General features: G+C 64.7%; 27 protein-coding genes and 1 tRNA gene (1 of these 28 running past the window's edge). 21 read left to right on the top strand and 7 right to left on the bottom strand.

Translation table 11 applies throughout. The features are described 5' to 3' along the window. The first annotated feature begins 379 nt into the window (after window positions 1-379). The 3 genes from QJT82_RS32400 (at window position 380) to QJT82_RS32390 (ending at window position 3,083) form a co-directional block, all read left to right on the top strand. Window positions 380-1,486, top strand: a complete 1,107-nt coding sequence (locus QJT82_RS32400) for an ATP-binding protein (protein ID WP_063607095.1) — start codon at window positions 380-382, stop codon at window positions 1,484-1,486. Window positions 1,487-1,596: 110 nt separating this feature from the next. Next, window positions 1,597-2,001, top strand: coding sequence for a host attachment protein (locus QJT82_RS32395; protein WP_028341929.1), 405 nt, complete (start codon window positions 1,597-1,599; stop codon window positions 1,999-2,001). Between the two features lie 266 nt (window positions 2,002-2,267). After that, entirely contained in the window at window positions 2,268-3,083 is an 816-nt protein-coding gene (locus QJT82_RS32390; protein ID WP_051447950.1) for an alpha/beta hydrolase, read from the top strand. A gap of 371 nt (window positions 3,084-3,454) precedes the next feature. Here the strand turns inward: QJT82_RS32390 and QJT82_RS32385 are convergent. Further along, a tRNA-Met gene (locus tag QJT82_RS32385) sits at window positions 3,455-3,531 on the bottom strand. Between the two features lie 317 nt (window positions 3,532-3,848). On the opposite strand from QJT82_RS32385, the gene QJT82_RS32380 reads away from it, so the two are divergent. Together QJT82_RS32380 and QJT82_RS32375 are read left to right on the top strand one after the other, a co-directional pair. Then, on the top strand, window positions 3,849-5,282 hold the full coding sequence (locus QJT82_RS32380; RefSeq protein ID WP_028341928.1) for a coniferyl aldehyde dehydrogenase: 1,434 nt from the start codon (window positions 3,849-3,851) through the stop codon (window positions 5,280-5,282). A 114-nt stretch (window positions 5,283-5,396) separates the two neighbouring features. Continuing rightward, the gene (locus QJT82_RS32375) at window positions 5,397-7,004 is read left to right on the top strand and encodes a choline dehydrogenase (RefSeq protein WP_028341927.1); all 1,608 of its coding nucleotides are present in this window, start codon (window positions 5,397-5,399) and stop codon (window positions 7,002-7,004) included. A gap of 451 nt (window positions 7,005-7,455) precedes the next feature. On the opposite strand, the gene QJT82_RS32370 is transcribed toward QJT82_RS32375, so the two are convergent. Beyond that, a complete protein-coding gene (locus QJT82_RS32370) occupies window positions 7,456-8,217 on the bottom strand; it encodes an SDR family NAD(P)-dependent oxidoreductase (protein WP_028341926.1) in 762 nt (253 codons plus the stop codon). 112 nt (window positions 8,218-8,329) lie between these two features. Between QJT82_RS32370 and QJT82_RS32365 the strand changes: the two genes are divergently transcribed. From QJT82_RS32365 to QJT82_RS32355, 3 genes are all read left to right on the top strand, one after another. Then, complete coding sequence (locus QJT82_RS32365; protein WP_028341925.1) at window positions 8,330-8,845, top strand: CvpA family protein; 516 nt, start codon at window positions 8,330-8,332, stop codon at window positions 8,843-8,845. 148 nt (window positions 8,846-8,993) lie between these two features. Beyond that, complete coding sequence (locus QJT82_RS32360; protein WP_028341924.1) at window positions 8,994-9,776, top strand: SDR family oxidoreductase; 783 nt, start codon at window positions 8,994-8,996, stop codon at window positions 9,774-9,776. Between the two features lie 167 nt (window positions 9,777-9,943). After that, window positions 9,944-10,933, top strand: coding sequence for an NADPH:quinone reductase (locus QJT82_RS32355; protein WP_028341923.1), 990 nt, complete (start codon window positions 9,944-9,946; stop codon window positions 10,931-10,933). Window positions 10,934-11,146: 213 nt separating this feature from the next. On the opposite strand, the gene QJT82_RS32350 is transcribed toward QJT82_RS32355, so the two are convergent. Beyond that, on the bottom strand, window positions 11,147-11,560 hold the full coding sequence (locus tag QJT82_RS32350) for a DUF3775 domain-containing protein (protein ID WP_028341922.1): 414 nt from the start codon (window positions 11,558-11,560) through the stop codon (window positions 11,147-11,149). A 118-nt stretch (window positions 11,561-11,678) separates the two neighbouring features. Between QJT82_RS32350 and QJT82_RS32345 the strand changes: the two genes are divergently transcribed. Next, window positions 11,679-12,530 (top strand): MBL fold metallo-hydrolase, encoded by an 852-nt coding sequence (locus QJT82_RS32345; protein WP_028341921.1) that lies wholly within the window; start codon window positions 11,679-11,681, stop codon window positions 12,528-12,530. A gap of 437 nt (window positions 12,531-12,967) precedes the next feature. Here QJT82_RS32345 and QJT82_RS32340 read toward each other — a convergent pair whose 3' ends face one another. Beyond that, window positions 12,968-13,339 (bottom strand): hypothetical protein, encoded by a 372-nt coding sequence (locus tag QJT82_RS32340; protein WP_028341919.1) that lies wholly within the window; start codon window positions 13,337-13,339, stop codon window positions 12,968-12,970. Between the two features lie 173 nt (window positions 13,340-13,512). Between QJT82_RS32340 and QJT82_RS32335 the strand changes: the two genes are divergently transcribed. The 5 genes from QJT82_RS32335 to QJT82_RS32315 all read left to right on the top strand — a co-directional run bounded on the left by QJT82_RS32335 (window position 13,513) and on the right by QJT82_RS32315 (window position 17,200). After that, window positions 13,513-14,151 carry a TetR/AcrR family transcriptional regulator gene (locus QJT82_RS32335; protein WP_028341918.1) on the top strand — a complete coding sequence of 213 codons (639 nt, stop codon included), beginning with the start codon at window positions 13,513-13,515 and terminating at the stop codon, window positions 14,149-14,151. A 153-nt stretch (window positions 14,152-14,304) separates the two neighbouring features. Beyond that, on the top strand, window positions 14,305-15,147 hold the full coding sequence (locus QJT82_RS32330; RefSeq protein ID WP_028341917.1) for a fumarylacetoacetate hydrolase family protein: 843 nt from the start codon (window positions 14,305-14,307) through the stop codon (window positions 15,145-15,147). Between the two features lie 297 nt (window positions 15,148-15,444). Beyond that, window positions 15,445-16,059 (top strand): glutathione S-transferase family protein, encoded by a 615-nt coding sequence (locus tag QJT82_RS32325; protein WP_028341916.1) that lies wholly within the window; start codon window positions 15,445-15,447, stop codon window positions 16,057-16,059. A gap of 21 nt (window positions 16,060-16,080) precedes the next feature. Then, window positions 16,081-16,257: a hypothetical protein gene (locus QJT82_RS32320; RefSeq protein WP_155258589.1), complete on the top strand. Its 177-nt coding sequence runs from the start codon at window positions 16,081-16,083 to the stop codon at window positions 16,255-16,257. A gap of 73 nt (window positions 16,258-16,330) precedes the next feature. Next, window positions 16,331-17,200 carry an MBL fold metallo-hydrolase gene (locus QJT82_RS32315; RefSeq protein WP_028341915.1) on the top strand — a complete coding sequence of 290 codons (870 nt, stop codon included), beginning with the start codon at window positions 16,331-16,333 and terminating at the stop codon, window positions 17,198-17,200. A gap of 200 nt (window positions 17,201-17,400) precedes the next feature. Here QJT82_RS32315 and QJT82_RS32310 read toward each other — a convergent pair whose 3' ends face one another. Beyond that, window positions 17,401-17,943, bottom strand: coding sequence for a methylated-DNA--[protein]-cysteine S-methyltransferase (locus QJT82_RS32310; protein ID WP_028341914.1), 543 nt, complete (start codon window positions 17,941-17,943; stop codon window positions 17,401-17,403). Between the two features lie 144 nt (window positions 17,944-18,087). On the opposite strand from QJT82_RS32310, the gene QJT82_RS32305 reads away from it, so the two are divergent. Next, entirely contained in the window at window positions 18,088-18,897 is an 810-nt protein-coding gene (locus QJT82_RS32305) for an alpha/beta hydrolase (protein ID WP_028341913.1), read from the top strand. A 172-nt stretch (window positions 18,898-19,069) separates the two neighbouring features. On the opposite strand, the gene QJT82_RS32300 is transcribed toward QJT82_RS32305, so the two are convergent. Beyond that, window positions 19,070-19,525: a carboxymuconolactone decarboxylase family protein gene (locus QJT82_RS32300; RefSeq protein ID WP_028341912.1), complete on the bottom strand. Its 456-nt coding sequence runs from the start codon at window positions 19,523-19,525 to the stop codon at window positions 19,070-19,072. Window positions 19,526-19,635: 110 nt separating this feature from the next. Here QJT82_RS32300 and QJT82_RS32295 point away from each other — a divergent pair, with 110 nt between their 5' ends. The 5 genes from QJT82_RS32295 (at window position 19,636) to QJT82_RS32275 (ending at window position 25,175) form a co-directional block, all read left to right on the top strand. Beyond that, a complete protein-coding gene (locus QJT82_RS32295; protein ID WP_028341911.1) occupies window positions 19,636-20,502 on the top strand; it encodes a sigma-70 family RNA polymerase sigma factor in 867 nt (288 codons plus the stop codon). Between the two features lie 64 nt (window positions 20,503-20,566). Then, window positions 20,567-21,817, top strand: a complete 1,251-nt coding sequence (locus QJT82_RS32290) for a M20/M25/M40 family metallo-hydrolase (protein WP_028341910.1) — start codon at window positions 20,567-20,569, stop codon at window positions 21,815-21,817. A 305-nt stretch (window positions 21,818-22,122) separates the two neighbouring features. After that, entirely contained in the window at window positions 22,123-22,797 is a 675-nt protein-coding gene (locus QJT82_RS32285; protein ID WP_028341909.1) for a GntR family transcriptional regulator, read from the top strand. A gap of 139 nt (window positions 22,798-22,936) precedes the next feature. Then, on the top strand, window positions 22,937-23,737 hold the full coding sequence (locus QJT82_RS32280) for a phytanoyl-CoA dioxygenase family protein (protein ID WP_028341908.1): 801 nt from the start codon (window positions 22,937-22,939) through the stop codon (window positions 23,735-23,737). Window positions 23,738-23,867: 130 nt separating this feature from the next. Continuing rightward, on the top strand, window positions 23,868-25,175 hold the full coding sequence (locus QJT82_RS32275; protein ID WP_028341907.1) for a Gfo/Idh/MocA family oxidoreductase: 1,308 nt from the start codon (window positions 23,868-23,870) through the stop codon (window positions 25,173-25,175). Window positions 25,176-25,391: 216 nt separating this feature from the next. On the opposite strand, the gene QJT82_RS32270 is transcribed toward QJT82_RS32275, so the two are convergent. Then, complete coding sequence (locus QJT82_RS32270) at window positions 25,392-26,477, bottom strand: NAD-dependent epimerase/dehydratase family protein (RefSeq protein WP_028341906.1); 1,086 nt, start codon at window positions 26,475-26,477, stop codon at window positions 25,392-25,394. A 308-nt stretch (window positions 26,478-26,785) separates the two neighbouring features. On the opposite strand from QJT82_RS32270, the gene dctP reads away from it, so the two are divergent. Further along, window positions 26,786-26,822 carry the beginning of a TRAP transporter substrate-binding protein DctP gene (dctP, locus tag QJT82_RS32265; protein ID WP_028341905.1) on the top strand. Its footprint extends 1,052 nt past the window's final position, so 37 of the gene's 1,089 nt are visible here — the first part of the coding sequence; it begins with the start codon at window positions 26,786-26,788; its stop codon lies off the right edge, out of view.

Genomic DNA, 26,822 nt, shown 5'->3' with positions numbered 1-26,822 from the left:
GATCAGCGCGGCGCCGTCGAAGCATGGAATTCCACATTGTGAATGGGAAGTGACGTCACGCCATGAAGTCGATAGCCGCGCGTTATGATGGCCGGAGGTCTGCCGCATCGGACTCGCGCAACCGAGGCCAGCTACTCCGGCAGTGGTTCGGGAGCCTGAGATCAGCCCAGGTCGGTCGGGCGTCGAAGAGTCCGCGCGAACGAGCCCACTCCGGCTAGCCAAGCGTCTTTCAGACAATCCGATAACGGTCGGCTATCGACTCCATGGCGAGAGGTGATTTTCCTTTCGACCATCATGGACTCAGACTTCGACCTACGTCGTCCCTTATGCGGGCCGAAGTCGCAGTTCCGCTGCACGATTGCAAGCCAGGAGGTCCGATATGCAAATCAGAGAGACGATTGGCGTTTCATTATCCGGCCCTGTCGAAGGCCGGCTGCTGGAGGATGTTGTCGTGCTCGCGGACCGCGCCGGCGTCGCGCTCGGAGTGCAGCATGCGTTTAGCGCACGAGTGCGAGACGTTCGCGACGGCGGTAGCGGTCTCATCGCGTCCAGGTACGCGGAGATCCCGCTCGTCGGCCCCAACGGCGAGGTCTCGGGGATTTTGTGCCGCGCCAGCGTGCCGTCTGATGCGCGCGGCGTGGCCACCCCTCGCAGGCGGGATATCGCGAGCATCATGCCCGACGTGGCGCAGTTCCTCGTCCACAACATCGACAACCTCCTCGCCGTGATCGACAGCGGCCTGCGGCTGCTCGAGTGCCAGACCGATGCCGCGCGCCGAAAGGCCATCCTTGCGAAAATGCAGCAGGCGATCGCGCGAGGCGCGATGTCCAGCCGGCAGTTCCTCGATGCCGAGCAAGCAGGCGCCGAGTCGATCGACGGGTTTGTCACAGGCACTCGCCTCGCAACGATCGCAAGTGCGCTTGACTGGACGTTGCCTCTGCACATCACGGTGCGCGCCGAGATCGCCCCTGACCTATGGGCCTTCAATGCCGACCCGGAGGAGCTATACTTCGCCTTGCTGGACCTTTGCCAAGTCTCGGCGGATGCCATGCCGAGAGGCGGCACGATCACCGTCAAGGCGCACAACGTCAAGCCTTCCGCCGACGCGTCCGGGGAATTCGTCGAGATCGTTGCCGCCGACGATGGGGACGGCATGCCTGAGAGGATCCTATCGCAGGCCTTGACCTCGGACTTCACAACAAGGGCCACGGGCCATGGCACCGGCCTTTCCCAGGTCCGGCGCTTCGCTGAAGAACGAGGCGGCGTGGTCTGTACAGAGAGCAAGCGCGGTGCCGGCACACGCATGCGTCTGCTGCTCCCGCGCGCGCACAGAGCCGGGCTCCCCAGCACGATCGTCGGCACGGAGATCGCGTACACGCCCTCCCCTAACGGCGGGATGTTTCACGTTGGTGAATCCCGCGACAGCTTTGGCGCCATCTTGGCCAGCGCGAACACCTGGAGACCGGTTCAGCGAGGGAGCTCATGATCCCCTCCGCCTCGACCATTCGTTCGACCGACAGGGGCTCATCGAAAACACGCAGTGGGGCGCTCGGCGTGCAAGTGTCATAGCTCGCCGGATGAACAGGAGATCTTTCGATGATTCTACCTGCCGGTACGACAGTTGCCGTCGCTGACGGCGAGACGTTTCGCATGTTCCACAATACAGGCGTGAAACCTGGGGTGCACTTGGTCGAGATCACGGCAGCTCCGCCCGCGCACCTCCACGCAGGCTCAGGTGCACGGCACCATACCGGCTCCGCCAACCCCGATGGCAGGCGGTTCATCGAAGAGGACTTTGCAGCGGCAACCGCGGCTTTCCTGAACAAGCTCAGCATGGACGGGACAATAGAGCACTTGGTCGTTGTCTCTGACCCCAGAACCTTGGGGGAGATGCGCAAGCACTTTCACCACGACCTGAGAAGCAAGATCATAGGCGAGCTCGCGAAAGACTTCGGCCGACGTCCGCTCTCAGATATCGCCTCACTGATCGCTGGCGCCTAAGGCACACGACGCCGGAATGCGCTCGCTGGTGAGAAGCATGTGCACTTGTCGGCCTGCTTCGCCATCTCAATCGTCGCCTCCAGCATCTCCTGCGGCATTCTCAACCCAGGCAGAAGGGCTATGCCGAGATCGCAGAACTGTCCGCAACTCCCTTTATCGCGTTACTCGCAGTTCTAATACTGCCGCTTCGACCACAGATGCTGAGAACAGAACGGCGGTGGAAGAACCATCCTCCAAACCAACAGCGAAAAACCACAGCTTGCGCGATGAAATTGGCGCAAGATCGCGGATCCTGTCGGTGGCTTTGCGGTAAACTCAAGCACGGCTTTGCGAATTCCTCCTTCTACTTTCGTCATCTGATGCCACAGCTCGCCGATCGATTTCGGCTGATCGCGCCGGATCTACCCTCGTTCGGCTTCACGCAAATCCCCGCCGAGCGAAACTATCGGCATGACTTCGAATCCCTCTCGCGCACGATCGCAGCGTTCGTCGACGTCTTGGAGCTTACGCGCTACGTGCTCTATGTCTTCGACTACGGTGCACCGGTGGGTTGGGACCTCGCGCTGACATATCCGGAGCGTGTTGCAGGGATCATCAGCCAGAACGGCAACGCGTACGTCGAGGGATTGAGGAAGGAAGCCTGGGATCCGCTGCGAGCCTACTGGGTCAGCCCAAGCCCCGACAAACGGGAGCCCATTCGCTCCCGCATGACGCTCGAGGGGGTCAAGCAAGCTTACTTCCACGGCGTGGCCGATCCATCCATTATTGAGCCGGAGTCCTACACGCTTGATGCGGCGGTTCTGGCCCGCCCCGGAAATGCCGATCTGCAGATCGACCTCAAGCTGGACTATAAGCGCAACATCGAACGCTATCCGCTCTATCAGGCATTCTTCCGTCAGCATCAGCCACGGCTGCTGGCCGCCTGGGGCAGGAACGACCCATTCTTCGCCCCGGAGGGCGCCGAAGCGTTTCGGCGAGACATTCCCGCAGCACGAATTGTCCTTCTGGACACCGGGCACTTTGCGCTTGAGACGGAAGGTCGCACGGTTGCCGAGGAAGTCAGACGCTTCCTGCTCGATTGAATATCGGCAGAGCGCACGAGCAGCGCGATTTCGTATTGTCGATAGGAACGGATGCGCGCCCCGTCGCCTTCGTCAGGATACTCGCGCGGCACGCCGCACGGGGCTTCGTTCGGGCCGCACGGCACTAACAGACGGGCCAGCCTTCGGAATTGAAGGGATGATGATTGCGCGTCAGCGATCACTCTCTTTTTTGGTAGCGAGGACCTACGCCATTGGCACTGATCGTCCGTGGCGCTTCGCACTCTCCAATTGGTTGCGGGTTGATTTGAACCTATCGAGCTAAGCAATTGGATTTGTTGATGCGGCTGCTTAAGACCGAAAAGCAAAAACCCAGCAATCCGTTGAGATTGCTGGGTTTCCATTTTCAACTTTGGTTGCGGGGATAGGATTTGAACCTATGACCTTCAGGTTATGAGCCTGACGAGCTACCGGGCTGCTCCACCCCGCGTTAAACCGTTGCGTGCCTTGCAGAAAGGGTGCCTGAGCCGGCCGGCCAACGCTTTTCAACGGCGCCGATCGATCCGTCCGGGGGCTTCCTGAGAAGGCGACCCGGGCCGAAGCCGTCGGGTGCGGGGCGTATGTATCAACGTGAGCCCGGTTTGGAAAGCCCCGGATGCGGGTTTTTGAGGATTTTGTGACGTCGAAATCGCCGGCGTTCCCGACAGGATTTACCGCCGGGAACCGGGCCTTGCCAGACCGCGCGCAAAAGCGGAGCTTGGCGCGCAACAAATCCGTCAAGAAAACGTCATCCGAGGGGGAAATGCCATGGACCGGCCATTGAAGAGCCCGGGGCTGCATGCGCTTGAGGAGGCCTTTCATCGCCAGTTCGAGCTGTCGCGCACCGAGCCGGCGCCGACATTGCAGGCACGGCTCGACCGGCTGCGCCGCCTGCGCGCCGCGCTGACCGAGAATGAGGCGCGATTCGAGGCGGCGATCTCGGCCGATTTCGGCCACCGCTCCACCGTCGAGACCGCAATCGCCGAGACCATGCTGGTGCTCGGCGAGATCAAGCACGCGGCCAGGCACCTCAAGGGCTGGATGGCGCCGCGGAAGGTCCCGACCACGGTGCAGTTCGCGCCGGCCAGGAACCGGCTGATGCCGCAGCCGCTCGGCGTGGTCGGCATCATCGCGCCGTGGAATTATCCGCTGCAGCTGACCCTGGCGCCCGCAGTCGCCGCGATCGCGGCCGGCAACCGCGCCATCATCAAGCCGAGCGAGCTGGTGCCGCGCTTCGCCGAGCTGCTGACCGAGGCGATCGCCAAGAAATTCGACGTCACCGAGCTCGCGGTCACCGATATCGACGACGAAATCGCAAGGGCGTTTGCCGCGCTGCCGTTCGATCATCTGATCTTCACCGGCTCGACCCGCGTCGGCCGGCTGGTGGCCGAAGCCTGTGGCCGCAATTTGACGCCGGTGACGCTCGAGCTCGGCGGCAAATCGCCCGTGATCGTCGACGGCTCCGCCGATATCGACGAAGCCGCACAGCGCATCGCCTATGGCAAGCTGCTCAATGCCGGCCAGACCTGCATCGCGCCCGATTACGTGCTGGTGCCGCAGGCCGCGGTGCAACCCTTCGCGATGCGGCTGCAGGGCCACATGCAGCATATGTTCGGTACCGATCCCAATAACGCCGATTACACGTCGATCGTCTCGGATCGGCACTATGCACGGCTCGAGAGGCTGGTCGCCGACGCCGCCGCGAAAGGCGCGACCATCATGCAGCCGGCAGCGTCGAACGACCGCGAGTGGAAGGCGAGGCGCAAATTTCCGCCGACCGTGATCGTCGACGCGACGCCGGACATGACGGTGATGCAGGAGGAGATCTTCGGGCCGCTGTTGCCGGTCATCGGCGTGCGCGATGCGGCGGAGGCGATTGCCTTCGTCAACAGGCGCGATCGCCCGCTGGCGCTGTACTGGTTCGGCACCGACAGCGCCGCCCGCGATGCGGTGCTGGCGCGCACGGTGTCCGGCGGCGTCACCGTCAATGACTGCCTGTTCCACTTCGCGCAGGCCTATCAGCCGATGGGCGGCGTCGGCGCCTCCGGCACAGGCGCCTATCACGGCGAGTGGGGATTCAAGGCGCTGACCAAGTTCAAGCCGGTGTTCTACCGCTCGCGGTTCAACCGGCTTGCCGATCTCTATCCGCCCTATAGCGCGAAGGTCGCGCGGCTGGAGAAGCTGATGCGGTTGTTGTCGTAAGAATCACGCTGCCATTGCGAGCGTGGCGAAGCAATCCATAGTCACGCACAACGGATAGATGGATTGCTTCGCTCTGCTCGCAATGACGGACGATAATGAAGACAGGGGGAAAACGTGACTGACACATTCGATTTCGTGGTGGTGGGCGCAGGTTCCGGCGGCTGCGCGGTGGCGGGACGACTGTCGGAGGATCCGGCGACCTCGGTGGCGCTGCTCGATGCCGGCGGCACCAACGACAATTGGGTCGTCACCACGCCGGGCGCACTGGTGCTGATGGTTGCGGGCACCGTCAACAACTGGGCCTTCAACACCGTGCCGCAAAAGGGGCTCAACGGCCGCATCGGCTATCAGCCGCGCGGCAAGGGGCTCGGCGGCTCCTCGGCGATCAATGCCATGGTCTACATCCGCGGCCATCGCGCCGACTACGACCACTGGGCCGCGCTCGGCAATACCGGCTGGGCGTTCGCCGACGTACTGCCCTATTTCAAGCGCTCGGAGAACAACGCCGATTTCGACGGCGAGTATCACGGCAAGGGCGGCCCGCTCGCCGTCAACAAGCTGCGCTCCGGCAATCCGATCCAGCAGACCTTCCTGCAGGCCGCGCAGGAGGCGCAATTCCGCATCCGCGAGGATTTCAATGCCGAGGACCATGAGGGCCTCGGCATCTACCAGGTGACCCAACGCAACGGCGAGCGCTGGAGCGCGGCGCGCGCCTATGTGCATCCGCATATCGGCAGGCGCGCCAATCTGCGCGTCGAGACCAATGCGCACGCAACGCACATCCTGTTCGAGGGCAAGCGCGCGGTCGGCGTCGAATACCGGCAGGGCAAGGAGCTGAAGCAACTCCGCGCGCGGCGCGAAGTCCTGCTTGCCGCCGGCGCGTTCCAGTCGCCGCAGCTGTTGATGCTGTCGGGCGTCGGCGATGCCGCAGCGCTCGGCAAGCATGGTCTCGCCAGCGTGCATCATCTGCCCGGCGTCGGCCAAAATCTGCAGGACCATCCGGATTTCATCTTCGGCTACATGTCCGACAATCCGAACTTCGCCGGCCTCTCGCTGAAGGGCATGCCGCGGCTCGTCCGCGCCATCATGCAATATCGGCGCGAGCGCCGCGGCCCTCTCACCTCGAACTTCGCCGAATGCGGCGGCTTCCTGAAGACGCGGCCCGATCTCGACATCCCCGACATCCAGCTGCATTTCGGCATGGCGATGGTCGACGACCACGGTCGCAAGCGCCACGGCGGCACCGGCTTCTCCTGCCATGTCTGCCTGCTCCGGCCGAAGAGCCGTGGCAGCGTCGCGCTGGCCGGCAGTGACCCGATGCAGGCGCCGCTGATCGACCCGAACTTCCTCGGCGAGGAAGACGATCTCGAATCGATGGTGGCGGGCTACAAGACCACACGGCGGCTGATGGAGGCGCCGGCGCTGCGCGCCCTGCAGCAGAAGGATGTGTTCACATCCAACGTCCGCACCGACGACGACATCCGCAGCATCCTGCGCGAGCGCGTCGACACCGTCTATCACCCGGTCGGCACCTGCAAGATGGGCACCGGCGATCCGCTGGCGGTGGTCGACCCAAAGCTGCGCGTGCACGGACTCGAAGGCCTGCGCGTGGTCGACGCCTCGATCATGCCGACCCTGATCGGCGGCAACACCAATGCGCCGACCATCATGATCGGCGAGAAGGCGGCCGACATGATCAGGGCGGAGATGCGGGCGGGGTGACCGAATGCGTAGGGTGGCCACGGCGAAAGCGCGCCTTTGCCCACCCTGTGAGGCTGCCGTCGCAGGGCCGCAGTGCCAAAATATCGAAAACAACCCCATGCAAAGGAGTCGGGGGCTGCCGGCGTTCGACACGGCGACTTGACTCGTCGGGCAAATCAGCGGCATTCTTCTATTATTCAGAAAATTGCGCAGACGCCGTCAGCTTGCTCCGTGTCATCACCCGCGCATGCGGGTGATCCAGTATTCCAGAGACCGCAGTGCTTGAGCCGAGGGGCCGCGGCGTACTGGATCGCCCGGTCCATGTGCGCAATTGCGCACAGGCCGGGCGATGACGACGGTGGACGAGGATATACGCGGATCCGCTGCAATCGTAGCCCGGATGGAGCGAAGCGTAATCCGGGACCTTCAGGCATGCTCCCCGGATTTCGCTGCGCTTCATCCGGGCTACAAGCTAGTTCAGCAGAAACCCGCCATCCACCGTCACCACCGTCCCGGTCATATAGCGCGAGGCGTTGGAAGCCAGCAGCATGATCGCACCGTCGAGGTCGGACTCGGCGCCGACCCGGCGCTGCGGGATGCGCTTGGCAAGCCGCTCGCCTGCCGGCGTCGACCAGAAATCATGGTTCATCTCGGTATCGATATAGCCCGGCGCCAGCGCGTTGACGCGAATGTTGTTGCCGGCGAGCTCCAGCGCCATTGCCTTGGTGCCCTGGATCATGCCGGCCTTGGAAATCGCATAGGGCGACACCGCCTTGACCACGCCTTGTCCGAGCACGGATGCGACGTTGACGATGTTCCCCGACTGCTTTCGCATGATCATGCGCCGCGCAAGTTCGGTGGCGAGGAAGTAGGCGCCCTTCAGATTAGCGCCAATCACGGCGTCCCAATCCGCCTCGGTCTGCTCGGTCGACAGTTTCTCGATCGCGATGCCGGCATTGTTGATCAGCACCGTGACCGGACCGAGCGCGGCTTCGGCGGCGTCGAGCGCTTGCGCAATGCCGGAGATTTCCGCGACGTCCATCTGCACCGCGGCGGCGCGGCCGCCCTTGGCCTTGATCTCTTCCTCAAGGCTCTTCAGCTTCGCGACCTGGCGCGCGGCCAGCACCACCGCGGCACCATGCGCCGCCAGCACGCGGGCGAATTGTCGCCCGAGCCCCTGCGAGGCGCCGGTGATGAGGATGATTTCTTTACTGACATCGAATAGGTCGGACATCGACAGGTTCCCGGATTGAAGCGGACGATTGATAGCGACAATTGTCCCTGATGTAAGCAGGTTTGATCAACCAGGGGATCGCAGGAGATTCGGGCAGGGAATTCCTTAATCCATGAACCTCTTCGACCTTGCCATCATCGTCGGATTGGTGTTCGCGGTGGTGACCGGCTTCACGACCGGCCTGTTGCGCAGCGCGGTCACCATCCTGGCCTATCTCGTCGCCATGCCGCTCGCGGTCGCCGCGCTGGCGATGATCGGGCCCCACATCGCGACGCTGCCGTCGTCGCCGTTTCCGCCGAATGGCGTGCTGCTGTTCGGCCTCTTCCTGCTGATCGGCGTCATCCTCGGAAAGATGGCGCGGACGATGCTCGACGACACCATCGGCTCGGAGATCGGGATCGGCGACCGCCTCGGCGGCGCGCTGCTCGGCGCCATCAGGGTCGGTCTCGTCGTGACCACGCTGGTGCTGGTGTTCGATCAGCTGGTGCCGCTCGCCAGGCAGCCGCAGTTCCTCAATGGATCGCAATTGCGGCCGTTGTTCTCCGCGGCCGGACAGGCCGGATTCCGCTCGCTGCCGCCCGAAGCCACCATGGCGATCGAGCGGCTGCGGCGCGAGCAACGCATCTAGCCTCCTGCCCTGCTCCAACGTGCTCACCCGCCTGTTCCTGCCCGGCATGCACTTATGCATTGCACGTCCCTTATCGGCGCCGCCGAGCTTGGCTAGAATGGCGCCATCAAACCTTTACAAACCGACCCGACATCACAGGGAGTGAACCGTGGATCTTGGAATCAAAGGCCGCCGCGCCATCGTCTGCGCATCGAGCAAGGGACTGGGCCGCGCCTGCGCGATCGCGCTCGCCAATGAGGGGGTGCATGTCACCCTGACGGCGCGCGGCGCCGAGGCGCTGAAGCAGACCGCCGCCGAAATCCGCAAAGCCCACCCCGGCGTCACCGTCACCGAGATCGTCGGCGACATCACGACGGCGGCGGGACGCGAAGCCGTGCTCAAGGCCTGCCCCGAGCCGGACATCCTGATCAACAATGCCGGCGGCCCGCCGCCGGGCGATTTCCGCAACTGGACCCGCGACGACTGGATCAAGGCGATCGACGCCAACATGCTGACGCCGATCGAGCTGATCAAGGCGACCGTCGACGGCATGATGGCGCGCAAGTTCGGCCGCATCGTCAACATCACATCGGCCGCGGTGAAGGCACCGATCGAGATCCTCGGTCTGTCCAACGGCGCCCGCGCCGGCCTCACCGGCTTCGTCGCCGGCCTGTCGCGCAAGACCGTCATCAACAACGTCACCATCAACGGCCTGCTGCCGGGCCCGTTCGAGACCGACCGCCTGCGCGGCACCGCGAAGCCCGAGGCCGAGAAGCGCGGCATCTCGGCCGAGCAGGTCCTGGCCGAGCGCGCCAAGCTGAACCCCGCCGGCCGCTTCGGCGATCCCGACGAATTCGGCTATGCCTGCGCATTCCTGTGCGGCGCCAAGGCCGGCTTCATCACCGGGCAGAACCTGCTGCTCGATGGCGGCGCCTTCCCGGGCACGCTCTAGTGCCGCCGATTTGAAGTTCCTGCGCTGTATGCGCCGAGACCGATTGGGAACTTCAAATCGGTCAAGCGGCACTAGAGACCTATGACTCTTGCCAGCGCCCTCTTGCTTTCCGCAGTTCGCGCAAGAGGTCGCTGGACGAGTTCACGAACTTCGGAAAGGGGCGCTAGATGAGAGCGGTCTGGTACGAACGAACCGGCGCGGCGCCGACGGTGCTTACCGTCGGCGAGATGCCGACGCCGGAAGCCGGTCCCGGCGAAGTCCGGGTTCGCCTCGAGGCGTCCGGCGTCAACCCGGCCGATGTCGGCCGCCGCAGCGGCAACTATCGCGCGATGGAATTCCCACGCGTGATCCCGAACAGCGACGGCGCCGGGATCATCGACCAGGTCGGCGAAGGCGTCACCCGCTTTGCGGTCGGTGATCGCGTCTGGCTGTTCAACGGCCAGCGCAACGGCCGCGCCTTCGGCACCGCGGCCGAATACATCACGCTTGCCGACTATCTGGTGACGCCGCTGCCGCAGGACGTGTCGTTCGCGGCCGGCGCGACGCTCGGTATCCCCTGCATGACCGCGTGGTGCGCGCTGTTCGCGGACGGCCCGATCTCGGGGCAGACGGTGCTGGTCACCGGCGGCGCCGGCGCGGTCGGTCACTACGCCGTGCAATTGGCAAAATGGGGCGGCGCGCGCGTGATTGCGACCGTCAGTTCGCAGGTCAAGGACGTCGAGGCGCGGCTCGCCGGCGCCGACACCGTCGTCAATTACCGGACCGAGGACGTCGTCTCCAAGGTGATGGCCTTCACCGAGAACCGCGGCGTCGACCGCGTGATCGACGTCGATTTCGGCGGCAATCTCGCGACCACGCTGAAGATCATGGCGATGAACTCGACGATCGCGGTCTACGCCACCAACGGCAACCGCACGCCGACACTGCCGGTGCGCGAATTGATGGAGAAATGCATCACCGTGCGGTCGCTGGTGCTGTTCGCGCTGCCGCCGCCGCTGCTCGCGGCCGCGCAGGCCGACATCACCCAATGGCTGGCGTCGGGTACCCGCGTGCACAATATCGCCGGGCAATTCGCGCTCGCCGAGACCGCCGACGCCCATCTCGCCGTCGAGAAGGGCGACAAGATCGGCACCGTGATCGTCGACTGCGCGCGTTAGCAAGCGAATGTTTTCCTTCTCCCTCTCCCCGTTCTTACGGGGTCGAGACGAGCGAAGCTCGCTCTTAGAGGGTCGGGGTGAGGGGCCGTCACCGCAAAGGCGGTGAAGACAAAGACTGCGGAGGCCCCCCTCACCCGGAATTCAAGCTTCGCTTGAATTCCGACCTCTCCCCGCAAGCGGGGCGAGGTAAGGAGAACAGCACGCTTCTACTACCTACTGGATCGGCGTGATGCGCTCGTCACTCGGCGACAGGCCGAACTCGTCGAGCCCTTCGGCGAGGAAATCGCCGAGCATGGGCTCGCCCAGCAGATAGCTCGCGGTACGGCCGTTGCGTCCGCGCGCGGCCTCGCGGCGGAGATCGGCCCATTCCTCGATCGTGCCGTCGCCGCGGCCGAGCCGCATCAAGGCGACGAGGTCGACCTGCTCGTCCTCGCTGAGCGCGTTGATGAAGCCGGTGATCTCGCGCGCCACCGGATCGTTGCCGTTGTCCTCCAGCACGTCGATCATCTCGTCGTCGGCGCCGTTCGAGCCGGAGTCGGGATCGACGATCCCCTCCTTGACATCGAATTCCCGCGCCTTCTCGATCAAGAAGCCAACTTTTTCAGGGGAGATTGCGAGTTCCGGCATTGCACACTCCTTCTTCCAACGAGGCGGTAACGCAGGAGGCGCCGACTTGATCCATTGCGCCGGCGTGCGGAAACCCGCATGGTCGGGCAAGAGCAACAAAAAACAGAGGGCACGCCGCATGCACTGGACCGTAGGCAAGGTCAGGATCACCAAGGTCGTCGAGCTCGAGACCGTCGGCAGCACGCGCTTCATCCTGCCGCTGGCCGCCCGGGAGGAGATCCAGAGCCTGCCCTGGCTGATCCCGCATTTCGCCAATGAGGAGGGCCGGCTGAAAATGTCGATCCATTCGCTGCTGGTGGAGACGCCGGAGCACCGCATCATCGTCGACACCGGGCTCGGCAACGACAAGCAGGGCCGCAACGTGCCGACCTGGAACAACCGCAGCGATCCGTTCCTGGAAAAACTGACCGCCGCCGGATTTGCGCCCGACACCATCGACACCGTGCTGTGCACGCATCTGCATGTCGACCATGTCGGCTGGAACACAAAACTCGTCGGCGGCAAATGGGTGCCGACCTTCGCCAATGCCCGCTACGTGTTCGGCAAGACCGAATACGAGCACTGGCGCGACCACAGCGACGATCCCGCGCATGCCGCTGTGTTCGCCGATTCCGTGAAGCCGATCGCGGATGCCGGCAAGGCGGAGCTGGTGCCGAGCGACCACCGCCTGACGGAGGAGATCACGCTGATCCCGACGCCAGGTCACAGCCCCGGCCATATGAGCATCCACATCAGGTCCGGCGGCGCGGAAGGGCTGCTGACCGGCGATGTCGCGCATCATCCCTGCCAGATGTACCACCTCGACTGGTCGTCGACCGCGGACTCCGACCAGAGGCAATCGGCCGCGACGCGGCGAGAATTGTTCTCGCGCTTTGCCGACACGCCGACGCTGGTGATCGGCGGGCATTTCAACGCCGGCCACATCAAGCGCGACGGCAACGCCTTCAGGTTCGTCGCGCTGGAGGCATAGAGCGTGATGTTTCTCGGTCGAATCAGTGCCGCAACAGATTCGCTGCACCTCTCCCGCTTGCGGGGTCGAGACGAGCGAAGCTCGCTCTTAGGTCGACGCGCTCGGCAGCGCACTTGCGCGCCAGAGCGCGTCGGGTGGGGGCTCTCTCCACCAGGCGACTCGCGGCGAGACCCCCACCCCAGGCCTCCCCGCAAGCGCAGGGCTATCGCATATGCCCCTTGGCGACCGCGCAAGTGCTTGGCCTCGTGGTTCGAGACGCGCCGCAAGCGGCGCTCCTCACCATGAGGGTCTACTATTGTGCCGCAAAACAAGACCTCATCCTGAGGAGCCCGTCGAAGGCGGGCGTCGCGAAGGATGGCCACGAGGGCACCGCCACGAAATGCGATAGCCCTGCCCGCTAGCGGGAGAGGGAGCGCAGTTTTATCCAGCCTCGTTTCCTAGATCAGACTGGCGCGCGCGAGGAAGAGCGCGTCGGCTTCGCTGGCGGCGATCGCGGCCGGATAGGGCAAGGCCTTGGCCCGTCCGGGAAGATTGCGCTCGAGCTCGGCGCGCTCCTCCGCGTCATCGGCGGTATAGACGGTGACCCGGATCAGCCGGCCGAGCTCGGCCTTGCGCGCCTTCATCCACAGCACCATCGGCTTGCCGGCGGCGACCTCCGGCTGATCGTTGACGTTGACGATCACGGCGAGCGGTCGGTTTGCGGCAAGCAGCTCGCTGTATTCCGCGGTCCAGTCGCAGCCGTCCTGCTCGGTCTGCAGACGGCCGGTTGCGATGAAGATGCCGGGCTCGGCCTCGCGAAAGAATTTCATGGAAGCTTCCTCATGATGACGGCGCCAGACCGTGCCGATCGCGCGGACCCTGACGGCGGCGGGGCAGAAATATCTATCGACTGACAGTCGGTCAATGCGTCTAAGCTATTTCAAAGTCATTCTAAATATGCGATCCAAGAATCGGATATCAGGTGCGGATGGATGCTGACGGTATGATCGGGAAGCGGAAGGCGGCAGCCACGCGCGGCGCGGCGCAACGCTGGAGACGGACCCAGCCCGCCGAGGTCAGGGTCGACGACCTGATGTCGGCTGCGGCGGCCCTCTTCATCGCGAAGGGCATCGAGGCCACCACGATCGACGACATCGCCGCCCGGGCCGGCGTCGCGAAGGGCACCTTCTATCATTACTTCTCGACCAAGGCCGACGTGATCATCGCCTTGCGCACGCGCTTCGCGCAGGACTTCCTCGCCCGGGTGGCGGCGGCGATCAGCGAACGTGCCGCGGACGACCACGCCGGACGGCTGTCGGCCTGGCTGCGGGGCGCCGTCGGAACCTATCTCGCCAATGTCGAGCTGCATGACGTCGTGTTTCACGACTTCCCGCATCATCAGCGGCAGTCGCAAGAAAAGGACGACGTGATCGCCCAGATCGTCGCCGTGCTGGAGGACGGCCGGAAGGCCGGCGTCTGGGCTTTCCCGGACGCCCGCAGCGCGGCACTGATTGTATTCGACGGGATGCATGCCGTGGCCGACGATGCGATCGTCGCGGGCACGCGCGATCCCGAGCCATCATGCCGCCTGCTGGAAGAGATGTTCACGCGGATGCTGGCGGCGCCCCGTCCGCGATCATGACCGGCGATCGAAGGGCTCAAAGCGGCCACCCCGGAAGGTGATGGCTGCAATGCCATGGCCGTGAAGCGGTTGAATTTCCCGGCGCGCTGTTCCATGAAGCGTGTCGAGGTATACCAGTAACAATCTCTCAGGACATCGTAGGGAGTGATCAACATGAAGCTTGTTCGTTATGGCGAAAAGGGTGCGGAAAAGCCCGGTCTGATCGATAAATCGGGCCAGCTCCGCGACCTGTCGGCCCATCTGAAGGACCTGACCGGCGACGCCTACACGCCGGACTCGCTGAAGAAGCTTTCCGCCCTCGATCCCGCCTCCCTCCCCGCCGTCTCCGGCAAGCCGCGCTTCGGCGCCCCCGTCACCGGCATCTCCAAATTCGTCGCGATCGGCCTGAACTATTCCGACCACGCCAAGGAAACCGGCAACCCGATCCCGTCAGAGCCGATCTTCTTCCTGAAGGCCAACACCGCGCTGTCCGGTCCCAACGATCCGGTCGAGAAGCCGCGCGGTTCGACCAAGCTCGACTGGGAAGTCGAGATCGCCGCCATCATCGGCACCCGCGCCAAGTATGTGTCGGAAGCCGACGCGCTGAACCACGTCGCCGGCTACTGCATCTGCAACGACGTCTCCGAGCGCAACTTCCAGATCGAGCGCCTCGGTCAATGGACCAAGGGCAAGTCGCACGACACGTTCGGCCCGGTCGGCCCGTGGCTCGCCACCAAGGATGAAATCGCCGACGTGCAGAAGCTGTCGATGTGGCTCGACGTCAACGGCCAGCGCCGCCAGACCGGCACGACCTCGACCATGATCTTTACGATGGCGAAGTGCATCTCCTACGTCTCGCAGTTCATGACGCTGCTGCCCGGCGACATCGTCACGACGGGCACCCCTCCCGGCGTCGGCACCGGCATGAAGCCGCCGCAATATCTCAATGTCGGCGACGTCGTGACGCTCGGCATCGAAGGCCTCGGCGAGCAGCGCCAGGAAATCGTTGGGGCGTAGTTTACGGGATCGTCATCCCGCGCAACGGCTTTGCCGTTGCGCGGGATGACGGGGATACAGCGCAATCTCTCCCCTTGTCGTCCCGGCGAAAGCCGGGACCCATAACCACAGGGTTGAGTTGTTAGAAGGCTGTGGCCCCAGCGTCGCGCAACAATGACCTTCGGTGGTTATGGGTCCCGGCTCCCGTGCGCAATTGCGCACTAGGCCGGGACGACATCGAGTATGTTGCGTCATCGAGAGTCATACATTCACGGTCTCTCAGGATGACGACCGTGTTTGCGAAACGAGGTCATCTTCATGAAACTCACCTTCTCTCCCGCCTCTCCGTTCGCCCGCAAGGTGCGCATCGCGGCGATCGAGCTTGGCCTGATCGACAAGATCGAGCTGGTGCCGGCGACCGTCGCGCCCGGCACGGCCAACGACGAATATTCCAGGATCTCGCCGCTCAAGAAACTGCCGGTGCTGATCCTCGACCATGGCGATGTCATCCTCGATTCCTATGTCATCGTCGAATATCTCAACGAGCTCGGCGGCGGCCGGCTGATCCCGGGCTACGGCCCGCGGCGCTGGAAGCTGAAGACCGATCACTCCCTGCTCAACGGCATGCTCGATTCCATGCTGCTGTGCCGCTACGAGAAGATGGTGCGGCCGCAGGGCTCGCTGTGGCAGGCCTGGCACGACGATCACTGGAATAGGGCCTGGGCCGGCATGGCGCGGTTCGAGAACCGGCCGGACGTGCTGAACGGCTCGTCGTTCGACATCGCGCAGATCGGCCTCGTCTGCGTACTCGGCTATGCCGATTTCCGCTTCGCCGATTGCGGCTGGCGCAAGGCCTATCCCAAGCTCGACACCTTCTACCAGAAAATGCTGGAGCGGCCGTCGGTGAAGATCTCGGCGCCGCCAGCGGCGTAACCAAGGCAGGGGGAAAGCAAGATGCGCGATCGCTTCCCCCTCTTCCATTTCTTCGGCGCGAGCCTTGTGCTCGCGTTGACCGTCCTGGGCACTGATGTGAGGGCCGACGACGGCCGTACCGGGCTGCCGAAGGAAGGCCTTGCGGCGATGGATATCCTCGCCAACATCATCATTCCCGCCGTGCGCGACGCGCACTAGAATCTTTTTTCGCGTCTTCTTCACGCGAACCGGACTCCACTTCGCTCGAAAACACCAACGCCAAGGAATCACCATGAGCCTGAAGTTTGCCGCCGGCGATCTCACCATTCATCGCATCGTCGAGCAGGAGACGACGTTCCTGCCCGCGCACGACATGCTGCCCGGGCTGACGCCGGAAGTCCTCGCCGAGAACCGCGGCTGGATGCAGGCCACCGGCGCGCTCGACGACAGCGACACCTTGATCCTGGCGTTCCAGTCCTATGTCGTGAAGACGCCGCACCACACCATCCTGATCGACAGCTGCATCGGCAACGACAAGCCGCGGCCGGCGCGGCCGAAATGGAACATGAAGACCGACGACAACTATCTGCGCAGTCTGGCGTCAGCCGGCTTTTCGGTCGGTGACATCGACTATGTGATGTGCACGCATCTGCATGTCGATCACGTCGGCTGGAACACGCGACTGGAGAACGGCCGCTGGGTGCCGACCTTTCCAAACGCGCGCTACGTGTTCGACAAGGCCGAGTTCGACTACTGGACCGAGAGCAACGCGAAGGCCGAGGTCCCGCCTTTCGTGGACAGCGTGCTGCCGGTGGTCGAGGCCAGGCGGGCCGAGATCGTCGGCCATGACTTTGCGATCGGCGACCACGCCCGCATCCTGCCGACGCCCGGCCACACGCCCGGTCACGTCGCCTTCGCCTTCGGCCGCGGCAAGGACGCTGCGGTCTTTTCCGGCGATCTGATGCACTCGCCGATCCAGACGCATTATCCGGAGCTGTCGGCGAAGTTCGACGTCGACCAGGCGCAAGCCGCGAAGACGCGGCGCGGTTTCCTGGAGCGCTATTGCGACACCGACACGCTGTGCTGCCCCGCGCATTTCCCTTCGCCGTCGATTGGCAAGATCAGGCGGAAGGGCAACGGGTTTGTGTGCGAGACGGTGTAGGCGACGCCCCTTGCTCGGTTCATCTCGCCCCGCTTGCGGGGAGAGGTCGGGTTGCATCGCAGATGCAATCCGGGTGAGGGGGTACAGGTCTAACCAGCTACGTTACTCGCGGTGAAAGCCCCTCACCCCTGCCCTCTAAGAGCGAGCTTCGCTCGTCTCGACCCCGTAAGAACGGGGAGAGGGGGCAGATCGAGCCCGCCCTAATCGAACAAACTCGGCGTGTGGTTCACGATCGCGCCTTCGATCTGCAGCATCTTCAGCTTGGTGACCACGCCGCCATTGGCCGAGAAGCCGCCCGGCTTGTTGCCGGCCGCCAGCACGCGGTGACAGGGCACCACGATCGGGCACGGGTTGCGGCCGAGCGCCTGGCCGACGTCGCGCGACAGCTCGACGCCGCCGAGCTGCTTGGCGATGTCGCCATAGGTCATGGTCTTGCCCGGCGGAATTTTCCGCGCAATGTCGTAGACGCCGCGGTTGAACTCCGGCACGCCGTCGAGATCAAGCACGATGTCGGCGAGGTCGTTCGGCTTGCCGGCGAGCAGCTCGATCATACCGTCGATCGCGTGCTGCACCTCCGCCGGCGGCGCCGCCTCGGTGACCTCGCCGTTGCGCTGAAAGATCCGCTTGCGGGTCTTCTCCTCGGTGCCCATCGGCAGCTGCACGCCGGTGACGCCGTGCTCGCCCCAGACGACGCCGCAGGCGCCGATCATGGTCTCGAAGATTGCAAAATGCTGGCCGGTCATGGCTCGCTCCAGATGTTCCCTTCAGCTCTCGCGTGAGCTTGCTGTTGATCCGGAATCTAGGCTTGGAGAATGTTGCTATCCACCCGAATTCCGTGGGAACTTGGGCCAAATCAACAACATCTACCTCCCCTCCGCGAGCCCAAAATGTACAGCCTCCACGTCAACGGTTTCGACATGCCCTATCTCGATGTCGGAGAGGGCCCGCCGCTGGTCTGCGTACACGGCTCGCTGTGCGATTTCCGGATCTGGTCGGCGGTGCTCGGCCCGCTGACGCGCCGGCACCGCGTGATCGCGGTCAGCCTGCGGCATTTCTTCCCGGCGCGGTGGGACGGCGTCGGCGACACCTATTCGATCGCGCAGCATGTCGACGATGTGATCGCCTTCATCGAGGCCTTCGACACCAAACCGGTCGACCTGATGGGGCATTCCCGCGGCGGCCATATCTGCTTCCGCGCCGCGCAGCGGCGGCCCGACCTTTTGCGCAAGCTGATCCTCGCCGAGCCGGGCGGCGAGCTCGACGCGACCCTCGACCCCGATTTCAAGCCGGGGCCCTCACCGCTGGCAGCACGCTTCGCAGCATGTGCGGTGGAAATCGCCAAAGGCGATATCGACGGCGGCTTGCAGATCTTCATGGACGCGCTCGAAGGCCCCGGCGCGTGGAAACGGATTCCGGCGACCTCCAAGCAGCTGCTGCGCGACAATGCGACCACGCTGATCGGCCAGACCCGCGACCAGCGCCCACCATTCTCGAAGGCGGACGCGGAAGCGATCAAGACACCGACGCTCTTCATCGGCGGCGCCAACACCAAGGGCGTGCTGCCGAAGGTGCTGCACGCGCTCGCTGCCAATGTGAAGGGTTCGCGCACCGAGATGATCCCCGGCACCACGCATCCGATGTTCGAGCAGGCGCCGCAGCGCTACTGCGAGATCGTGCTGGAGTTCTTGGCGGCATAGGCGGTGTACCCTCTCCCCTTGTGGGAGAGGGTGGCGCGATGACGCGCAGCGACATCGTGCCGGGTGAGGGGTCTCTCTCTCCGCGGAGACAGACCCCTCACCCGCCACCGATGCGACGCATCGGTGGCGGCCTCTCCCACAAGGGGAGAGGCGAAGCAAGAAAGCTACTCTCTCACACCTTCCAGGCGCCGACCGGCTGGCGCACGGCGACGTTCAGCCGGTTCCAGACGTTGATCGCCGCGATGCCCAGCACCAGAGACGCGAGTTGCTGTTCGTCAAAGTGCTTGGCAGCCTCGTCCCACACTGCGTCCGTCACCGGATCCTCGCGGTCGCTGAGCCGGGTCACCGCTTCGGTCAGAGCCAGCGCGGCGCGCTCGGCCTCGGTGAAATAAGGCGCGTCGCGCCAGGCGCCGACCGCGAACAGCCGCTCGTCGGTCTCGCCGGCGCGCCGGGCGAGTTTCGGGTGCATGTCGACGCAGACGCTGCAGCCATTGATCTGACTGGCGCGCAGATGCACCAGTTCCAGCAGCTTTTCCGGCAATGCCGGCTTGGTGCTCTCGCTCAGCGCCTGCAACGCCTTCATGGCCTCGGGAACAACCATCACCGGGTGGTTCATGCGGGCTTTCATCATCTCATTCTCCTGATTTGCCTTTTGACGGCGCCGCGCCGATCTGTTGTCACATCGGCGCAGTTTCGTTCGTCATAGCCATGACGGAGCGGACAAAGGGAATGTGACCGATGGACGAGAAAAATTCTCTCACCGAACAGTTCGAGGCCAACCGGCCGCGCTTGCGGGCCGTGGCCTACCGCATGCTGGGCTCGACGGCGGAGGTCGACGACGCCGTGCAGGAAACCTGGCTGCGGCTCGGCCGCACCGACGCTGCTGCGGTCGACAATCTCGGGGGATGGCTGACCACGGTGATCGCGCGGATCTGCCTCGACATGCTGCGCTCGCGCAAATCGCGCCGCGAGGAGCCGATCGGCCCACATGTGCCAGAGCCGGTCGCGGACAATCCGTCCGAGCGCGAGACCGAGATGGCGGATTCCGTCGGCGCGGCGCTGCTCGTGGTGCTGGAAACGCTGGCGCCGGCCGAACGGCTGGCTTTCGTGCTGCACGACATGTTCGCGGTGCCGTTCGAAGAGATCGCGCCGATCGTCGGCCGCACGCCGGCCGCCGCGCGGCAGCTCGCCAGCCGTGCCAGGCGTCGCGTGCAGGGCACGCCACCTGCACCGGATGCCGATCTCAGCCGGCAGCGCGGCATCGTCGAGGCCTTTCTCGCCGCGTCCCGCAACGGCGATTTCGAAGGACTGCTGGCCGTGCTGGCGCCTGATGTCGTGGTGCGCGCCGATCAGGCCGCGCAGCGGCTCGGCTCGCTGCCGGTCATCCGCGGCGCCGCAGCGGTGGCCGAAAGCTTCAAGGGACGCGCGCAGGCGGCGAAGCCCGCGCTGGTCGACGGCGCGATCGGCGTTGCCGTCATCTTCGGCGGCGCGCTGCGCATCGTGCTGCGGGTCACGATCTCAGGCGACCGGATCGCGGCGATCGATGCGACCGCCGATGCCTCGGAGATCGAGACCTTCGATGTCGCGGTGCTCGAGCGCAGCTGACACAGCTGGAGGCAGACAAGTCGCAATGCTAGTGTCTCCCTGCATCTGCGCAGGGAGGACGATCATGAAACTATCCATCAGATTGCTCGCGTCGGCCGGCCTGCTCGCCCTCGCCTCCTCCTCCGCCTTTGCCGCCGCAGACGAAAAACTGCGTGCGGCCGCCGAGCAGGCCCAGCCGGCGGTGATCGAGAGCCTGCACGACATGGTGCTGATCGAGTCAGGCTCCAGCGATGTCGAAGGTCTGAAGAAGATGGCCGACTACACCGAGGCGCGGCTGAAGGCGCTCGGCGCCAGGACCGAACGCCGCAAGACCACGAAGGGCGCCGGTGCCGACATGGTGATCGGCACCTTCGAAGGCAGCGGCAGCAGAAAGCTGATGCTGATCGCGCATATGGATACGGTGTATGAGCACGGCATCCTCGACACCCAGCCCTACAAGGTCGACGGCACCAGGATCTATGGGCCCGGCATTGCCGACGACAAGGGCGGCATCGCCGTCATCCTGCATTCACTGAAGATCCTGAACGATGCGGGCTGGCGCGACTACGCCAAGCTCACGGTGTCGTTCAATCCGGATGAGGAGGTCGGTTCGATCGGCTCCGGCGAGATCATCGCCGAGCTCGCCGACCAGCACGATGTGGTGCTGTCCTGCGAGCCGACGGTTGCGCCGCCGGTCGCGAAAAATGAGAGTCTGCTGCTCGGCGCCAGCGGCACCGCCACCGGCACGATCGATGTCAAGGGCAAGGCCTCGCATGCCGGCGCGGCGCCGCAGCTCGGCCGCAACGCGCTGATCGAGCTCGCGCATCAATTGCTGCAGACCCAGGACGTCGCGAAATCGATTCCGGGCACGCAGCTGAACTGGACCACCGCGAAGGCCGGCACCGTGCGCAACCAAATCCCCGATCACGCCACCGCCGGTGCCGACATCCGCCTCACCATTCCCGACGGCGTGCAAAAGCTGCAGGCCGCGCTCGACGAGAAGGTGAAGAACAGACTGATCGCGGACACCGAGGTGACCGTGAAGGTCGTCGCGGGCCGTCCACCCTTCGTCGCCGATGATCGCGGCCGCGCGCTCGCCAGGCAAGGACAGGCGATCTACACCGAGCTCGGGCGCACGCTCGACATCGCGGAAATGACCGGCGGCGCGACCGACGCCGGCTACGCCGCGCGCAGCGGCAAGGCCGTCGTGGTCGAAAGCTTCGGCCTCGCCGGCTGGGGCTATCACGCGCGCGACGAATACATCGACACCAACTCGATCGTGCCGCGACTCTATCTGATGACGCGGACGCTGATGGAGCTGGGCAAGGCGAAGTAGCGGGGCGCGGAGGCGCAGCAGCATCCTTTGAAAGAGCGTGCCAATCTTCAGCGCCGGCGCCCGGGGCCACCCTCTCCCCAAGCCTCCCCCGCAAGGGGGGAGGGAGCCTAACCGATGTGCTCACCTCACTTGATTAACCTCCGCCGGATGCACGGGGCGGCGGTGCCCCCTCTCCGACCGCCTCATAAATCATTGTCATTTCAATCGCTTAGTATTTCGTTGTCCATCCGCCTTGACCGCTTCCATAACCCGCGGTAGGCTCATTTTCGAACACGGAATTCCGTATTCCAAACTGGACGGTCGTTATGATCCCGTTGGACCCGCTTCCAAACCTCATCGACCAGGTCTACGGGCGATTGCTCGAAGCGATCATCGACCGCACGTTGCTGCCTGGCCAGCGCATCACCCAGAACGAACTTGCCGATCGGCTCGGCGTCTCGCGCCAGCCGATTTCGCACGCCCTGCATCTGTTGCATCGCCAGGGCCTTGTCGCCGAGAGCGGCAAACGCGGCTTCGAGGTGACGCAACTCGATCCGCAGCGCATCCGCGAACTCTATGAAGTCCGCGGCGCCATCGATGCGCTGGCGGCGCGGCTTGCCGCTGCGCGTGTCAAAGCGGATGCCGCGGCACGCGCGCAACTCGAATCCGCGCTCGAAGCCGGACGCGCGATTGACGACGGTACGCCGCTGGCGCGCCTGATCGCACTCGACGTCGATTTCCACAGCGCGATCTATCGTCTCGCCGGCAATTCCGCGATCGAGGAGATGATCGCGCCGCAATGGCCGCATATGCGCCGCTCGATGGCGACCGTGCTCGCCGAGCTCGATTACCGCGGCAGCGCCTGGACCGAGCACGAGACCATCGCCGCGCATGTTTTTTCCGGCAATGCCGCAGCGGCAGAAGCCGCGGCGCTGGCGCATGCGCAGACGGCAGGGCGGATGACCGAGGAGAAGCTGAGGGCAATCGACGTGGCGGCGTGAACCGCCGGCCGACCTCATCCTGAGGAACGGCGCAAGCCGCGTCTCGAAGGATGAGCCAGCGAGGCCTCATGGTTCGAGACGCGCGAAGGCGCGCTCCTCACCATGAGGGGAGACAGAATAACAACAGGAGGAAAGCACCATGAAACTGACCCAAGAGCAGGTCGAATTTTTCCATCGCGAAGGCTGGCTGTTCCTGCCCGAGCTGTTCAGCCAGGAAGAGGTCGATTTCCTCGCGCGCGAGGCGGTCTCGATCTATGACGCCAATCGCCCCGAGGTGTGGCGCGAGAAGAGCGGGGCGCCGCGCACGGCCTTTGCCGCGCATCTCTACAATGAGGCGTTCGGGCTCCTCGGCGCGCATCCGCGCATGATCGACCCCATCGAGCAGCTGTTCGGTGAGAAGGTCTACATGCATCAGTTCAAGATCAACGCGAAGGCGGCCTTCACCGGCGACGTCTGGCAGTGGCACCAGGACTACGGCACCTGGAAGCGCGATGACGGCATGCCGGAACCGCGCGCGATGAACATCGCGATCTTCCTCGACGAGGTGATGCCGATCAACGGCCCGCTGATGCTGGTGCCGCAGAGCCAGACCGCCGGCGACCTCAAGGCCTCGCACGACCTCGAAACCACGTCCTACCCGCTGTGGACGCTGGACGAGGAGACGGTGACCCGCCTCGTGAAGCAGGGCGGCATCGTCGCGCCGACCGGCAAGCCCGGCGGCATGCTGATGTTCCACGGCAATCTGGTGCACGGATCGAGCGGCAACATCACGCCCTACCCGCGCAAGATCGTCTACCTGACGCTGAACGCGGTCTCGAACTACATCCGCACCCCGACGCGGCCCGACTACATCGCGCACCGCGACTTCACGCCGATCCAGACCGTCGCCGACGACGCGCTGCTGCGGCTCGCCCGTGCACCGCGGCAGGCGGCGGAGTAAAGTCTTCGACCGTCATTCCGGGGCACGCGAAGCGGGAACCGCAGATGCGCAATTGCGCATCTGGGAATCTCGAGTTTCCGGGTTCGACGCTACGCGTCGCCCCGGAGTGACTCTCTAATTGGAAAGCATCATGAACCTGCATCACCTCCTCAAAACCCGCGCCGCCGCCGGCAAGCCGGTGCGCGTTGTCCTGATCGGCGCCGGAAAATTCGGCTCGATGTTCCTGTCGCAGGTGCCACACACGCCGGGGCTTGAGGTGCCCGTGATCGTCGATCTCGACCGCGACCGCGCCCGCGAGGCGTGCCGCACCGTCGGCTGGGACGACGCGCGGATCAGCGCCACCACCTTCACCGACGACGGTGCACGTGCGATCGCCGGCGGCGCATTCGATGTCGTGGTGGAAGCGACCGGCAATCCCGCCGTCGGCATCCGCCATGCCCGCGCGGCGATCGCCGCCGGCAAGCATGTCGTGATGGTCAATGTCGAGGCCGATGTGCTGGCAGGGCCGCTGCTCGCCGAGGAGGCACGCAAGGCCGGCGTGGTCTATTCGCTTGCCTATGGCGACCAGCCGGCGCTGACGGCCGAGATGGTCGATTGGGCGCGCGCGACAGGCTTCCGCGTCGTCGCCGCCGGCAAGGGCACCAAATACCTGCCGGCCTATCACGACGTGACGCCGGAGGGCGTGTGGCAGCATTACGGGCTCACCGCCGGCGAGGCACAGTCCGCCGGCATGAACCCGCAGATGTTCAACTCCTTCCTCGACGGCACCAAATCCGCGATCGAGATGGCGGCGATCGCCAACGCCTGCACCCTCGACGTGCCGTCGGAGGGATTGCTGTTTCCGCCCTGCGGCGTCGACGACCTGCCGCATGTGATGCGGCCGCGCGACAAGGGCGGCGTGCTGGAGAAATCCGGCATCGTCGAAGTGGTGTCGTCGCTGGAGCGCGACGGCCGTCCGGTGTTTCGCGATTTGCGCTGGGGCGTTTATGTGGTGCTGGAAGCGCCCAACGATTATGCCGCCGATTGCTTCAGGCAGTACGGCCTCAAGACCGACGCCTCCGGCCGCTATGCGGCGATGTACAAGCCGTATCACCTGATCGGGCTCGAGCTGAACATCTCCGTGCTGTCGGCGGCGCTGCGCAACGAGCCGACCGGGCAGCCGCGCGGCTTCCGCGGCGACGTCGCGTCGGTGGCCAAGCGCAATCTGCGCGCCGGCGAGATGCTCGACGGCGAAGGCGGCTACACCGTGTGGGGCAAGCTGATGCCGGCCGCCGCCAGCCTCGCCACCGGCGCACTGCCGATCGGACTTGCCCATCGGGTGAAGCTGAAGAGCGACGTCGCCCATGGCGCGGTGGTGCGCTGGAGCGATGTCGAGGTCGACGAGACGAACGACACGATCAAGACGCGCAAGGCGATGGAAGCCGCGTTTTCGCGCTGACGCTCGAACGACGGGATGGCCTTCACCTCTCCCCGCGCTTTGCGGGGAGAGGTCGGATCGCCCCGGCGATGCGAAGCATCGTCCGGTGCGATCCGGGTGAGGGGCGAGGCACACTGCTCGACAAACTCTATTCTGCTCGCCGGATGGAGGCCCCTCACCCCACCCTCTCCCCGTAAGAACGGGGAGAGGGAGTAGAGAGAGCGCGGGCAGAACGACTTACGGCAGCAGCCGGCTCGCCTTCGCCAGCCTGAACCATTTGTGGAACATCGCCTCGGTATCCATCATCTCGGTGAAGCCGGCCTGGTTGATCTTCACCGTCGAGACGATCGACGGCGGACCCGATTCAGTCTGTCCGTAGCGCAGGCTGTAGTCGGCATATTGGAACGACAGGCCGACGAACTCTTCCAGTCCGGGCGCGATCAGGTCGTGCTTCCTGCGCAACTCGTCCCACGGCGCGATCCATTGCGGCCAGCTCTGCGCCAGCGACAGCGGCACGTGCCGGCCCGGCGTCATCTCGAGCGCGTCCGAGACCGCCGGCCAGATATTTTCCCAGGTGAAGACGTCGCCATTGGTGACGTTGAACGCTTCATTGCGCGCAGCCTCGGCGTCGCCCGACCAGGCGATCGCGCGTGCCAGCAGATCGACATCGACCGCCTGCGCGACGCGCGGCGCACCGCCGGGATAATCCAGCGGCCTTCCCTGCGCGCGCAGCACCGCCGCATAGACGCCGAGCGGCGGGATCAGGTCCATCGCACCGCCCATGGCTTCGCCGATGATCAAGACCGGGCGCAGGATGCTCCAATGCCAGCTCTTGCCCCGCTGCAGCTCGCGCAGGAAATTCTCCTGCGCCCAATAGAAATTCGGCTGCTCGTACATTTCGGAACGGCCCTCGCGCGCCGGCACCGTGAGCGGCCGGACATGCACGCCATAGGCCTTGGTGCCCTGCAGCAGCGCGACATGCTTGAGATCGGGCGCGACGGGTTCGAGCACGCCCATCAAATTCCGCAGCATCCGGTCGTTGGTTTCGATCTGCCCGGCATCGCGCCAGCCATCGACCAGGCTGGGCGCCTCATAGAGCGCGGCGTAGATTAGTTGCGTTGCGCCGCCGAGCTCGGCCGCGGCGCGACGGCAATCCTCCGCGCTGGTGAGATCGATTCGCACATGCCGTGCGCCGTAGAGATCGCGTGGCTTGCGGCGCGACAGCGCAATCCGCTCGCAATCGTCGGATGCGCCGAAGTGTCGCAAGGCGGCGTTGCCCACGAGGCCGGTCGCGCCGGCAACCACGACTTTCTTGTTGGCCATGTCCTGGAACTCCCATCAACCCACTCGCCCTGCGTAGCAGATCGCGGCAAGGCCGGCAGCCATCGCGGCGGGTATCAGATGAGACCGACAGCGCCGATTGTCCTTCGCACCTGCAACGAAGGCAGGCGCTTGATTTCCTCCGGCAAACGATCATCCTGACCGGCGGAACCGGAAACTCGGATTTCCACAACAAGAGCCCGTCGAGGGCCACCGGACACATTCATCACACAACGTCGATCGATCGGCGAAGAAAGACGACACCAAGATCGTTCCCCTTGTCGAGGTATCGGCACACAGGAGGGATACGCATGAAGCGTCGTGAATTCTTGAAGGCAGGCGGCGTCG

It is taken from the genome of Bradyrhizobium sp. Mp19 (assembly GCF_029952935.1).
Lineage (GTDB): Bacteria > Pseudomonadota > Alphaproteobacteria > Rhizobiales > Xanthobacteraceae > Bradyrhizobium > Bradyrhizobium elkanii.
The sequence above is the reverse complement of the archived record's forward strand: the minus strand, read 5'-3'. Positions and strand labels throughout refer to the sequence as shown.